This is a genomic window from Methanobrevibacter millerae, from assembly GCF_001477655.1.
In the GTDB taxonomy this organism is placed as follows: domain Archaea; phylum Methanobacteriota; class Methanobacteria; order Methanobacteriales; family Methanobacteriaceae; genus Methanocatella; species Methanocatella millerae_A.
The window spans coordinates 1880659-1891170 of sequence record NZ_CP011266.1 but is presented as its reverse complement, the minus strand read 5'-3'; the positions used below and the strand labels follow the sequence as shown (position 1 = coordinate 1891170).

At 30.1% G+C, this 10512-nt stretch carries 13 protein-coding genes; 8 read left to right on the top strand and 5 right to left on the bottom strand.

Features of this window, described 5'->3' with window-relative positions:
* The first annotated feature begins 156 nt into the window (after positions 1 to 156).
* From SM9_RS12600 to fwdF, 4 genes are all read left to right on the top strand, one after another.
* On the top strand, positions 157 to 279 hold the full coding sequence (locus tag SM9_RS12600; protein ID WP_083495888.1) for a hypothetical protein: 123 nt from the start codon (positions 157 to 159) through the stop codon (positions 277 to 279).
* A gap of 57 nt (positions 280 to 336) precedes the next feature.
* Positions 337 to 792 (top strand): phosphopantetheine adenylyltransferase, encoded by a 456-nt coding sequence (locus SM9_RS08335; protein WP_058739704.1) that lies wholly within the window; start codon positions 337 to 339, stop codon positions 790 to 792.
* Positions 793 to 899: 107 nt separating this feature from the next.
* Positions 900 to 1091 carry a 4Fe-4S binding protein gene (locus tag SM9_RS08330; RefSeq protein ID WP_058739703.1) on the top strand — a complete coding sequence of 64 codons (192 nt, stop codon included), beginning with the start codon at positions 900 to 902 and terminating at the stop codon, positions 1089 to 1091.
* Positions 1092 to 1103: 12 nt separating this feature from the next.
* Complete coding sequence (gene fwdF / locus SM9_RS08325) at positions 1104 to 2111, top strand: tungsten-dependent formylmethanofuran dehydrogenase subunit FwdF (RefSeq protein ID WP_058739702.1); 1008 nt, start codon at positions 1104 to 1106, stop codon at positions 2109 to 2111.
* 16 nt (positions 2112 to 2127) lie between these two features.
* On the opposite strand, the gene SM9_RS08320 is transcribed toward fwdF, so the two are convergent.
* Both SM9_RS08320 and SM9_RS08315 read right to left on the bottom strand, forming a co-directional pair.
* Positions 2128 to 2307, bottom strand: a complete 180-nt coding sequence (locus tag SM9_RS08320) for a class III signal peptide-containing protein (RefSeq protein ID WP_058739701.1) — start codon at positions 2305 to 2307, stop codon at positions 2128 to 2130.
* A complete protein-coding gene (locus SM9_RS08315) occupies positions 2300 to 2506 on the bottom strand; it encodes a Flp family type IVb pilin (protein ID WP_058739700.1) in 207 nt (68 codons plus the stop codon). The genes SM9_RS08320 and SM9_RS08315 overlap by 8 nt, the downstream gene beginning before the upstream one ends.
* A 281-nt stretch (positions 2507 to 2787) precedes the next feature.
* Here SM9_RS08315 and SM9_RS08310 point away from each other — a divergent pair, with 281 nt between their 5' ends.
* Positions 2788 to 3975, top strand: coding sequence for a hypothetical protein (locus SM9_RS08310; protein ID WP_058739699.1), 1188 nt, complete (start codon positions 2788 to 2790; stop codon positions 3973 to 3975).
* On the top strand, positions 3975 to 4694 hold the full coding sequence (locus SM9_RS08305; protein WP_058739698.1) for a metal-dependent hydrolase: 720 nt from the start codon (positions 3975 to 3977) through the stop codon (positions 4692 to 4694). The genes SM9_RS08310 and SM9_RS08305 overlap by 1 nt, the downstream gene beginning before the upstream one ends.
* On the opposite strand, the gene rqcH is transcribed toward SM9_RS08305, so the two are convergent.
* Positions 4691 to 6697 (bottom strand): ribosome rescue protein RqcH, encoded by a 2007-nt coding sequence (gene rqcH, locus SM9_RS08300; protein ID WP_058739697.1) that lies wholly within the window; start codon positions 6695 to 6697, stop codon positions 4691 to 4693. The genes SM9_RS08305 and rqcH overlap by 4 nt on opposite strands.
* Positions 6698 to 6787: 90 nt before the next feature.
* Between rqcH and SM9_RS08295 the strand changes: the two genes are divergently transcribed.
* A complete protein-coding gene (locus SM9_RS08295; RefSeq protein ID WP_058739696.1) occupies positions 6788 to 7057 on the top strand; it encodes an EMC6-like membrane protein in 270 nt (89 codons plus the stop codon).
* Here the strand turns inward: SM9_RS08295 and SM9_RS08290 are convergent.
* Both SM9_RS08290 and SM9_RS08285 read right to left on the bottom strand, forming a co-directional pair.
* Entirely contained in the window at positions 7037 to 8869 is a 1833-nt protein-coding gene (locus SM9_RS08290; protein WP_058739695.1) for a DUF2070 family protein, read from the bottom strand. The genes SM9_RS08295 and SM9_RS08290 overlap by 21 nt on opposite strands.
* A 239-nt stretch (positions 8870 to 9108) precedes the next feature.
* Entirely contained in the window at positions 9109 to 9783 is a 675-nt protein-coding gene (locus SM9_RS08285; protein ID WP_058739694.1) for a hypothetical protein, read from the bottom strand.
* Between the two features lie 189 nt (positions 9784 to 9972).
* Here SM9_RS08285 and SM9_RS08280 point away from each other — a divergent pair, with 189 nt between their 5' ends.
* Complete coding sequence (locus SM9_RS08280; protein ID WP_058739693.1) at positions 9973 to 10494, top strand: FumA C-terminus/TtdB family hydratase beta subunit; 522 nt, start codon at positions 9973 to 9975, stop codon at positions 10492 to 10494.
* Positions 10495 to 10512 lie beyond the last annotated feature (18 nt).

The window sequence follows — 10512 nt, the reverse complement described above, 5'->3', positions numbered from 1 at the left end:
ATGCAGGTTCCAATTTCTGCATCGTAGTATAAATTGTCTTTTTGAAATGGTTTTTCCCATAAATTGTACTTTTTTCTTTTTTTGAAAGTTTTTTAGTGGATATGTGTCTATCTAAGCCTTTTTCTTCAAAGGAATCATAAGGACTTCAATGAAGATATGGTGAATATAATTATGAAAGGCCTTATTGAATTATTGGACCCTAATTATATAGAGGTTTCAGCGAAATTTTTACCGAGAGAGGAATTCGCCTTGGTCCTTTGGCACATCCTTAATTGCTAAATAATTTATAATAGTTCTAATATACATATTATATACTAAACTAATTAGGACAATATTATGAGTAATAAAAGATATTCTAAGGTGGCTGTCGGCGGTACTTTCGATAAGTTCCATGATGGTCATAAAAAGTTATTATCTACTGCTTTTGAACTAGGTAATCGAATTGAGATTGGTGTAACATCCGATGCATTTGGTGGTTTGAAAGGAGAAATTGATTCATGTGAAGAGAGAATGAACAATTTGAAATTGTTTTTTAAAGATAAATCTAATTTTAGAGTAGTGTCATTAGATGATCCTTTTGGAACAACTATATATGAAGCTGATTTTGATGCAATTGTTGTAAGTGAAGAGACAGAACCTACTGCAATGAAAATTAATGAGATTAGATTATCTAAAGGAATGAATCCTCTTGATATTATTGTTGTTAGTTTTGTACTTGCCGAAGATGGAAATCCAATTTCGTCTACAAGAATTAGGCGTGGCGAAATAGATAAAAATGGATTAATCATTTAAATCAAAAAAATATCGATATGTTTATATGTACATTTCGATATATTATAAATTAACATATTTAGTTAATTTTTAGAAATTAATATAAGTATGTAAATTGAGGTGGTTATATGGCAGTTAAAATAGATTCTGATGTTTGTGGACATATTGAAAATTGTCCAGTTCAAGGTTTATGCATTAAACTTTGTGAACAAGGAGCAATCATAGAAGAGGATGGGGATGTTAAAATTGTCCCTGAAAATTGTGATGATTGTGACTTATGTATTCAGAATTGTCCTAACCAAGCTATATCAAAAGCCTGAGAGGGATGATATATGTTTAATGTAGAAAGAACTGGTTCAGAAGTTCGTAAATTGAAATATGATGATTCAAAATGTTTAGGTTGTGGAATTTGTAGTAATGTTTGTCCCACATCTTCTTTGAGATTGGAGCCAACTGTACCTATTGCACGTGGATTAATAGAGATGGATTTATTGTCTGTAAATTCTAATTCATGTGTATTGTGTGGTTTATGTTCTGTAGCTTGTCCATTCGATGCATTATCCTTGACTATTGATGGTACTGAAATCAAAAAAATGGATAATTATCCAAATTGGGAAGTTGAATCTGAAGTATGTGAAGAGGATTGCTTATTCTGTGGAAGATGTTCTATTGCTTGTCCAAGGGATGCAATATTGTTCAAAAGAGAACTCCCTAAAAGAGAAGATTTAGTTAGAGGAGAAATCTCTATTGATGATGAAAAATGTATCTATTGTGGATTCTGTGCTGATTTATGTCCTCCTGGAGCAATTATAATAAATAATGTACCTACATCCAGTGTTGATTTGCTTAATAATAGCATTGAAGTAGATACATCAAAATGTGTTTATTGTGGAATTTGTAAACGGATATGTCCTCAAGATGCGATTACTGAAATCTGTTCAACTTGTATGTTACAAGATCAAATTATAGTTCCTGAAATTACTGGAACGACATATATTGTTGAAGACGATTGTGTAAATTGTTCATGGTGTGCTGAAATTTGTCCTGTAGATGCAATTAATGTATCTAAACCATTTGCAGGTAAATTAGAATTAGTTGAAACTGAAGAGGGAATTTGTAAAGGTGATTCTTGTCATGCATGCCTGGATGTTTGCCCATGTAATGCTGTTGAAATCGTTGATGGCAAATCTGAAACTAATTTAACATTTTGTAATTTGTGTGGAGCATGTGTTAGTGCATGTCCTCAAAACATTCGTGAATTAACCAGAACTTCGATGAAATTAACTAATATTAATTCTGAATCTTGGAATGAATGTTTAAACAAAATTTTAGATGAATAAGGAGAGTTTACTCCCCTTATATTTTATTTATTAAATAATCTCTTTCTTGTTTTATTAATCCTTTAAAAGAATTTTGAGTAGTGTTTGTTATTTTTGTAATGTAGGATGCTACAAATAATATTATAACCAATAATCCTCCAATGATTAGGATCAGTTCTGCACTACTTTGTCCTTTATTGTCTATTTTTCTATACATGTGTTCTATTGTCCAATATTGTATTTCTGACGTCTATAATATCGTCTTTTGCTTTTAAACTTTTATCGCTGGTTTCCATATATGATCTATATATTGTTAAAGCTAGAAGTGCAATAACAATAACTCCTCCGAACAGTAAAATGTATTCTGCTGCGCCCTGACCTGATTCTTCGTTGATAAATTTTTTCATTGACTTCATTGTTCTCACCATTTAAAATGTAGTTTTTTCAATAATATTAATATTACTTTAAATTAAAAAAGTATTACATTTAAGTATCATGTTTTTTTAAAAGCAATTTTTCACTTTGAATATTTTTTTTTAATAGGAAAATCACTCAAAAACAAAGAGTATATAAATATTTTTTTTATTTGATGAATTAATTTAGGTGAAATTTGATATTTTAACCATTAGGTTTATAAATAGGGTAATTAATAAATATTAGTATTTGAGTGAATATTAATTGATGAAGGGTGAACAAATTGGGAAATACATTAAAATTTGTATCAGGAATTATTTTATTTGTGATTGGTGTGGTTATATCATATGAAGTAATGGTATATAACCTTGTAGATGTCTTATTGATGGTTGGTTTTTTAATAGCTATAGTTGGTATAATATTAATTATAAGTTATTTTGTTGATTCTAATGCTGAAAAAACTAGTGGTCTTATCAAAGACTTTTTGAATTCTGGTGAATTCAATAAATCATCTATTAATTTTCCAAAAAGGAATTCTAAATCAAACAGTGATTTTGATAATAACGGTCCATTAATAATGAGGCCTGAACATGATGATTATGATTATGGTAAAAATATTGATGATAGTGGTCTGTGGGAATATTATGAATCTGAAGAAAATTCCACTCTTTCTCCAAGAGAGTACTTCGATGCTCCTGAAATTGATGAATCTAAAGCGGTTTTACGTGTTGTAAATACTGAAGAAAAAGAAGTGGATTTAGATAAAGAATTGAATTTCACCCCAAATTATGAAAAACCTATTAAAGTTACTAGAAAACCTAAAAAACGTTCAAAAGATTACATTTATGAAGAAACTCCTATTGTAGAACAAAGTGTTGATAAAACAGAAGAAATTAAAAAAGCATTATCTCAGGATTTGGAACCAGCAATTGTTTCTCAAACAGTTCCTACTCAAAGAGATATTGCAATTGATATTAATAACCCTGAAAGATTGCCTGTTCCTGACTCTTTAAAAGGTAATGTTTTAATAGGTAATGAATTAGTTACTTCAAATGATGCTTTTGAAGAATTGGCTGTTGGAGTGAATAAAGAAATAATGTTGGAAATCCCATCTTTAAACACTTTATCCGACAGATTCTTATCTCATGTCCCTACAATATATTCAAGAGTTATTATTGATGAATTTGATTTATCTGATATTTCTTATACTGTATTAATAGCTTCTTTGTTAAAACAAGGAGTTCATATAAAAACTGTACCTAAGGTACATACCGTTAATTTAATCACAGATGACTCACATGCAATGATTATCTCTGACGGTTATGTTTCAGGCAATCCTGAGTATGGTGCTATTTATGATGATAGAGCTTCAATTTCAAATATCAGAGCCGATTTTGAAAAAACTTGGAATATTGCTTCTAACTTGGATGAAAATGTGATTTTAAATAGTATTGCTGGGGGAGTTGCTTAATGGAAATTAGATGGTTAGGCCATTCATGTTTTGAAGTAATAAGTGATGATGATGTCCATATATTAATTGATCCGTTCATCAGTAACAACCCTTCATGTCCGGTTCCTGTAGAAGAATTAAATCCGGATATTATTCTAGTTACTCACGGACATTCTGACCATTTGGGTGATGCATTAGATATTTCCAATTCAACTAATGCCCCTATTGCAGCTATTCATGAAGTGTCTTTATTTTTATCTAAACAAGGTATAGAAACTATTGGTGTCAATATCGGTGGTTCTTTCATATTCAGGGGAGTTAAATTCACTATGCTTGATGCAAAACATTCCTCTGATATTGATATGGTTGAAGAAGTAGTTCCTGGTGGTGTTGCAGCTAGTTTTTTAATTACCTTTGAAGACGGAACTTCAATATTCCATTCTGGGGATACTGGTTTATTTGGTGATATGAAAACAATTATTGGTGATATTTACAAGCCGGATATTGTTATGGTTCCTATTGGTGATAAATTTACAATGGGTCCTTTTGAAGCAGCTCTTGCTTCAATGTGGTTAAATCCTAAGGTAACAATTCCAATGCATTACAATACTTTTCCCGCAATAGAGCAAGATCCTACTATTTTTGCAAACTTTGTGATGCAATTCAATCCAAAAATCAGTACAGTTATTTTAAATCCTAATGAATATTTTGAATATAATCCTGAAGAGTATCAGGATTAATTCTTTTCATATTTTTTTCTTTGATGATACTCTTCATCGATATCACATTTGCCTGATGGTAGTACTCTAATAATATCATCAAGAGTCAATAAATCTTCTTCATTTATTTTATGCAGAATCTTTTTAGCTATCGCTTCTTTTTTTGTATATCCCGGTTTCAGCACAACATAATTGTCACAGTGTGCCTCAAGTGATTCCACTGGTCCGGCCATTATTCTTTTTCCTTCATAGTCAACTATTCCGATAGCGATTTTTACTCTTGCACTTCTTATGTAATTGCGGTTTCCTCTTATTACAAATGATCCTTTTGCTAAAAATTCTCCAGCTTCAGGTGTTTTTGATACCTGGTCTGGATGAACCCAAAACACGTCTTGGGTTGTGAAACCTTTTGACCAAGCAGATGAAAATGATGCTGCAAACTCACCAGATTCTTTGAGGATTGTATCATTTAATGATTTGCCTTCTAATTTTATTGCAGTTGATGATGCACCATGTATGTCTGCATGCAAATAAATGTCATTATTATCTAAATATTTTTTGACAACGGCTTCGTTAGTGCCTGCATCACGTCCACCAATCACCAAAGTATTGTCTGAAGTAATAAACCATCTTAATTTCTCATACCATTTAAGATTTTTCTTTTCACGCTTTTTTGGAATGGATATATTTTCCATGGCCACTTCTTTTTTGGCTTTAATTTTTTCAAGTTGTTTTTTGGTGTTTTCTATAGCTATTAAAGCACCTTTTGTTTTCTTTTTAGCTTTTTTAGATTTTTCATAATAATTTTCAGCGTTTTCGGGAATTGATAATTTAGGGTCTATTATTATTGAAGTATCCTCAATTTTCAGTGTTAAAACGCCCATTTTATCAATTGATTCAAATATTTCCGCTTCACTCATTCCATCTTCTTTTGCTTTTTTAAGAATTTTTCCAATTTCTTTAAAAGAGTAGTCTTTACTTATGGCTGAGTTAACAACATTTATTAGATTTTCGAGGGTGGTGTAATTAGAATAAATTAACTCTCCTTTATGTTGGCTTGTTTCAATAGTTTTATTAAAATTATCGAGTGTTTCTTCTTGTAAACGTAATCTTTTTTCAAACTTGTTTACTTTTTTATTCCAGATTTTTTCTTTGACATTTTTTATATCAGTATTAACTTTTTTTGAGTAGAACTCGTCACATGCCTCATTGAAATTCTCGTAATATTTCTTTTCAAAGCCATCATATTTCACCAAATCCAATGGAAGTACATCTTCCTTTCTTCCATCCTTAACGATTTGGGGCTTATACTCTTCATTTTTTAAAATATCAAATAATTCTTTTAATGAATTATATAATGCAGAAAACTGTTCTTGTGTTAAATCTTTATTTAAAGTATTCTTATCTATTTCGGTGTTTTCATTTGCTCTTTCAATTATTTCTTCAGCATATAAACTTCCAAAACCGTTAACTGCTAAAGTTCTCACAACATCGCTGTCTTTTTCAATAAAAATTTCTTTAAATTCTTCTTCACTAACATTGATTGGATTGATACCTCTATCTTCAGGAAAAACATATTCTTTTTTTGAACTTATATCTCTGGTAGACCAATGTTTTCTTTTAAGAGGTAAAATAATATTGTTGTCTTCATCCAAAAGTATTATGTTTCCTTTATCAAACAATTCCACAACAATCGTATAATACTTGTCTTTTTTTACTTTAATTTCAACAACTCTATCAAAATTATGCTGACTCACACTTACAACATGGGCTCCTTTCACCCTTTTTCTTAAAAGCATTGGGAATGTTGGTGGATTGGTGGGATTTTCAAGCGGATATTTGCTTGTATGTATCCTTGAACCACATTGCATCACTAAATCAACTCTTCCGGTTCCAGCTACGTGAAATCTCATTACAACGATATCTTTGGTTGGTTGGAAGGATTTATCTACTCTTGCACCTGTTAATAAATTATTAAGTTCATCACTAATTGTAAAAATGTCCACATTTGACATTGCTTTCATTTAAAACACCTTTAAATATCAATACTTTAATATACTATTAATTATTAAATTATATTTATTCTATTTAATTTATTTTGTGGAGGAAATATTTTGGACGACACTGTTAAACTTACTTCAATTAATGTTGTTTTAGGAATCGTTGCTGGTTTATTATCTGGTATATTCACTATTGGAACCTTAGGATTCAAAAATGATATGGTTGGGTTAATATTTGGTATTGTTTTTATTTATGCCATGATGAAATCAGCTGATAAAATTGCAACAGAAGAAATTGATAGATCTCAAAAAATATGGGATTGTGTTTTACCTTTCTTCTTTACATGGATTATTGTTTGGATTTTAATTGCCAATTATTGGTAAATTACCATAAAAAATCCATATAAATACTATAAACAATGCAGTCAATAACAAAACTGGAGCTATTATTTTACTGACGGCAACAATTGAGCTTATTGTTGAGATAAGTTCTGTTGAATTTTTTGGACCGAATGTGTTGAGGTTTTTTATTTTTTTGGTTCCAGTTCCTACTTCAACATCTTCCAAATCATCAATAGCTATTTTTATACATTTTATTATATATTCTATTATTTCAGGTCTTTTTTCTATTCCAACAGGATTATATCCTCTTGATAAGGTATTCACAGTATGTGTATCTGTGGTCATCACTTCTATTTCATCAATGTCCAAATCTTTTGTAGCATCCATAATTTCTTGTCTGAATCCGATTTCCATATTATTTGAATCAAATAAAACATATGCTGTTCTCTGATTATCTACTTCGATTACCATTACTTTCAAACCGCTTTCCCCAATACCTTCATGTTTATCAAGGGTTTCCATCTTATCTTCGCAGCAGCCTACTCTGATATTGGCATGTTTTTCAGTTTCTTCAATTTTATCAATTGCATCAATCAAATCGAAAACTTCAGGATTTCCAGGTAAAACTTCACCGCTTTCAGGAGTAAATGAATTGTGACAATCTACAATAACTGAATCTTTCACATTACATTTGCTGATACTTTGGGTCATCATTGTAAGGCCGACACCAAACTCGATATCATCACTACCGTTTGGTGCAAGTGTTGAGAGTATAACCATTCCTTCATTAAAGAATTGAACTCCAATATTTGCAGCATTCATGGAATATCTTTTAAACTTGCTTGCTTTTTTTGAGAATGTTACTTCACTTAATCCGTCTTTAACACTTTTTTCAATTTTGTCTATTTCTTTGGATGAAATTGGATTGAAGTCATGTGTTGATGGACCATGAGCAACCATTGTAAAATGATCGAATGAGTTTGCAAGTATTGTAGGCATGTTTGATCCTCCAATTTTTCCTAATGGTCCTGGATGCACGGATGGAGATATGAATAATGATTTAATGCCGTTAACTCCTTTAAAACAAATAAATGTAACTACTGTATCTATTGATTCTCCCATGTTTTCGAAGGTGGATTCTAAATCATTGGAACCTTCATTCATATGCATTATAAACAGACTTAATAAGTCTAGCATTCCTATACCCAAATTTTTCTTTAAAGGTGATGCGAGAATTGTAATGAATGCATATATTGTCAAAACAAATATGAGGCAGGCAACAACAGATTTTAAAATAATGTTTATTATTTCAGGTGTTGAAAATACTGATGGGTCACTCCACAGGAACATCAATAATACAAGCATTGTTAAAACTAAAATTGGCTGAATTAATCCTATTATTGCAGATTTGGAAAATCCTATTTTTGTTGTACTCCATAATACCAATGTATTAAATCCATAAACCAACACACAAGCGAATAATAACGAATTTACAAATAGATAAATGTGGAATATTTGAGCTAAAATTGCACCTGCAATTAAAATTAAAGAAATGAATATCATCGAAAGCATAGATAAAAACATGGAATGCTTAATTTTTAGATTAATTCCTTTAAGGGCTCTAACCCAATACTGGTTAACGCTACCGCTTAAAATAGAACTAACACCTAATATCATAAATGTACAGAATCCTTCAGTAAAAAAATTATATGATAAACTGTCTTGAGGATTTATTAAAAATTGTATCACTCCAGTTAAAAAACTTAAAATACAGATTGCTATAATTGATTTTCCTGTACTTGGGAGTGTCTTAATATATTTTGATAATCCTGCAACGCTACTCATACTTGACATAAAAATTTATCCTACTATTTTTCTTAAATCTCATATAAAAGTTAGTCATAATGAATATATTAAATTTGTCAAAAAGATAATATATATTTCACTAATCCATAATAGCACATATAATAATATAAAGTTTAGTCCTTACACTATATTAAATTACTTAAAATTATTTTCAGTTTAATGTTAAATTAAAATATTTTCATGAGTGTGTTAAGGATTAGTTTCAAAGATAATCCTTATTTTATTTATTATATTTTAATTGGATTTTTTGACCGTAAATCTCCTGCTTTATCTTCTATTGTGGATTTGATGTCATTTAAATCTTGATTATTTATATAATCATTTGCTTTAGACTGCAAATCTCCAGTCATGTTTTCTACTTTAGAAATTGTATTATCTAAATTTTTATTGTCGGGAAAAACATTTTTGTAGTGTACTGATTTGGCCATATGCAATGCTATATCCTTGTTGTTGCAGCAGATTATAAGATTATCGTGGCTTGTTTCATTCGATAAAGGTATACAATAAAATTTGCCATTTAAATTTACTTTTATGACCTCAAATATGTGTACTTGTATTAGGTCTTCAGCATTTATTATATAGCATGTATAACCGTCAATCTCTTGTTTCTCTCCATTTTGTATTATTTTATTCAGGGCATTAAAACCTATTTCGGTTACTTTGATAAAATCTTTATCTTCATTAGGATTGTATGTAACTAATATTCCATTGTTCCAATTCCAAACTTTAGCACCTTCAATTTTTCCATTATATTTGGTTTGTTTGGCTGGAGCATCTATACTTGTTCCATTAGGTGTTATTTCAATTTTTTCATAATTTACTGCTGTTAACATTAATAGAATAATTGCCACAGCAATGATTAGAATTATTATTCCAATAATAATTATTTTTTTGTTGTCCATAGATTACTCCTTCAATTGATTAGTAATATTTTCCTGAATTAATATTTCAATGATATGATTGAGTATAACTATACTATATTGGTGTTTCTTGAGAAACTATTACTACTTTAAATAATATTAATTCTAAATATTATATAATAATTAATTTGATTTTTTTTAAATAATATATTTTATTATACAGGTGTATCAATGGAGAAGAAAATTAATGTTCCGATTAAGGATGGAAGTGTGGCGGATTTAAAAATTGGTGATGTTATCAGCTTAACGGGTAACATTTTGACTGCACGTGATCAGGCTCATAAAAGAATTTTAGAACAAGGTGCTCCAAGAGATATTGGTGGAGCGGCCATTTTTCATGCAGGTCCGATAATAACTGAAGAGGATAATGACTACAAGATGGTTGCTATTGGACCAACTACTTCAATGCGTATGAATCCATATCAAAGTGATGTAATTGCAATGGGTCCTAAAATTGTAATTGGAAAAGGTGGTATGGATGATACTGTTCGTGAAGCTTTAATTGAAAATGAAGCTGTTTATGTGGTTGCAACTGGTGGTTGTGCAGCATTATATGTCGATGCAGTTGAAAAAATTGAAAGTGTGGATTGGTTAGATTTAGGAATGCCTGAAGCTATTTGGAATTTAAAAGTGAAGGATTTTGGACCTCTTATTGTGGCAATGGACAGTAAAGGAAATAGTTTATATGATTAACTATACTAATTTATATAT

Bases quoted from the DNA above. Each gene is read 5' to 3' on its own strand.
- SM9_RS12600 (WP_083495888.1), top strand. From the start codon at position 157: ATGGTGAATATAATTATGAAAGGCCTTATTGAATTATTGGACCCTAAT.
- SM9_RS08335 (WP_058739704.1), top strand. From the start codon at position 337: ATGAGTAATAAAAGATATTCTAAGGTGGCTGTCGGCGGTACTTTCGAT.
- SM9_RS08330 (WP_058739703.1), top strand. From the start codon at position 900: ATGGCAGTTAAAATAGATTCTGATGTTTGTGGACATATTGAAAATTGT.
- fwdF (WP_058739702.1), top strand. From the start codon at position 1,104: ATGTTTAATGTAGAAAGAACTGGTTCAGAAGTTCGTAAATTGAAATAT.
- SM9_RS08320 (WP_058739701.1), bottom strand. From the start codon at position 2,307: ATGTATAGAAAAATAGACAATAAAGGACAAAGTAGTGCAGAACTGATC.
- SM9_RS08315 (WP_058739700.1), bottom strand. From the start codon at position 2,506: ATGAAGTCAATGAAAAAATTTATCAACGAAGAATCAGGTCAGGGCGCA.
- SM9_RS08305 (WP_058739698.1), top strand. From the start codon at position 3,975: ATGGAAATTAGATGGTTAGGCCATTCATGTTTTGAAGTAATAAGTGAT.
- rqcH (WP_058739697.1), bottom strand. From the start codon at position 6,697: ATGAAAGCAATGTCAAATGTGGACATTTTTACAATTAGTGATGAACTT.
- SM9_RS08290 (WP_058739695.1), bottom strand. From the start codon at position 8,869: ATGTCAAGTATGAGTAGCGTTGCAGGATTATCAAAATATATTAAGACA.
- SM9_RS08285 (WP_058739694.1), bottom strand. From the start codon at position 9,783: ATGGACAACAAAAAAATAATTATTATTGGAATAATAATTCTAATCATT.
- SM9_RS08280 (WP_058739693.1), top strand. From the start codon at position 9,973: ATGGAGAAGAAAATTAATGTTCCGATTAAGGATGGAAGTGTGGCGGAT.